The sequence below is a fragment of the Methanocorpusculum bavaricum DSM 4179 genome (assembly GCF_000430905.1).
GTDB classification, from domain to species: domain Archaea; phylum Halobacteriota; class Methanomicrobia; order Methanomicrobiales; family Methanocorpusculaceae; genus Methanocorpusculum; species Methanocorpusculum parvum.
Window position 1 is genome coordinate 1 of the sequence record NZ_AUMX01000027.1, and the last position, 1,265, is coordinate 1,265.

At 56.9% G+C, this 1,265-nt stretch carries 1 protein-coding gene and 2 pseudogenes; 1 reads left to right on the forward strand and 2 read right to left on the reverse strand.

Annotation, left to right across the window (positions count from 1 at the left end):
* A pseudogene (locus tag H575_RS09410) lies at window positions 1-252 on the forward strand (glycerol permease); the annotation flags it as partial.
* A gap of 331 nt (window positions 253-583) precedes the next feature.
* Here the strand turns inward: H575_RS09410 and H575_RS06395 are convergent.
* Window positions 584-877 carry a hypothetical protein gene (locus H575_RS06395; RefSeq protein ID WP_042699704.1) on the reverse strand — a complete coding sequence of 98 codons (294 nt, stop codon included), beginning with the start codon at window positions 875-877 and terminating at the stop codon, window positions 584-586.
* 3 nt (window positions 878-880) lie between these two features.
* Window positions 881-1,265, reverse strand: a pseudogene (locus H575_RS06400) (hypothetical protein); the annotation flags it as partial.

Genomic DNA, 1,265 nt, shown 5'->3' on the forward strand with positions numbered 1-1,265 from the left:
GAGTATTCGGCCGCGATCACCGCCCTTACCGGCAGTGCGGATCTTAAAGCAGCATTCGGGAACGGCGGCACGGCCGAGACGACCGAGATCGGTACCGAAGCCACCTGGAACGTCCGCATTTCCGCGAAGCTTGGGACCGACACCTTCCAGATCAGTCTCAACCGCGATTCGATGACCGTCTCCGGCTATGCCGATGATGCAACGGTCGCCGCGGTCGATGCCTGGGCAGACACCAAGCCGGCCCTGAACTAACGGGGGCAGGAGATGAGAATCTCCAGCCGCCTGAGGAAGCTCATCATGCTCTTCCTCGGGTTTCTCATCATGCTCTTTGGGAAGCTCGTCGAGGGCGTGATCGCTGGGCAGAGGTGAACCCACCTCTCCCGGCAAATTTTCTATTTTTTCAGACGTATTTCCTGCAGAAATGCTCACTCCAATTCGGAAGGGAGATGGGTCAGTTTGGACACATGAAGAAAAACCAACCGCGAATCGGCGCGAACCGCAAATCTCTGATTTGCGAACGCGGTTGGTTTTTTTCTCATGTATCCACACACAACAAACTCCTTCCCGAATCACACTCACCACCCTACACCCCCTCCTCCCCAAACTCCTCCCGGATCTGCGAAAGCATCCACTCCCGATAGATCTCCCGCTTACTCTCCCCTAGCGCCATACCACATTCAGAGCAATACTTCGCCCTCCCCGCATTCACAAAAGAACAGCCCGGGCAGACATTCACAAGACCAAGCCGGCTCTGCATAGCTTCCCGAACCCATTCCTGCGTCGTCATCCCCTCGCACCTCGCCCCCGTCTCCACCAGAGATTTTATCCTCGCCGGCAGACGCACAAGGATCTGCTCATCGTTTCGTTCCGCTTTCATACCTCAGCCTTCCACCGTCTCACATTCCACTCGCAAGTTTTCTTCAAAAACCTGGTCGCAAGTCTTTCGACTTGATCGCAAGTTTCCTTCGAAAACTTGCTCAGCTGAACCCGGTCCGATGGACCGGGCCGCCTCCGCTAAGATCGCCGGCTGCGCCGTCAATCCGCCTCCGCTGAGGTCGGCCGCGTTCCGCGTCCAACCCGCCTCCCCCTCGATCAAAAGAACCTCCTGGGTCAGCACCCCGTCGATCTCCCGTTCAAGAGCCCGCAGCTTCGCCGTCAGATATTTTGTCTCGTCGATCAGCCGCTGCGAACGGAGAAGAGTCTCTTTCGACGCCCCCGCAGTTTTCATTAGTTCGAGCTGCACTCTTCGGATATCTTTCCCTGTC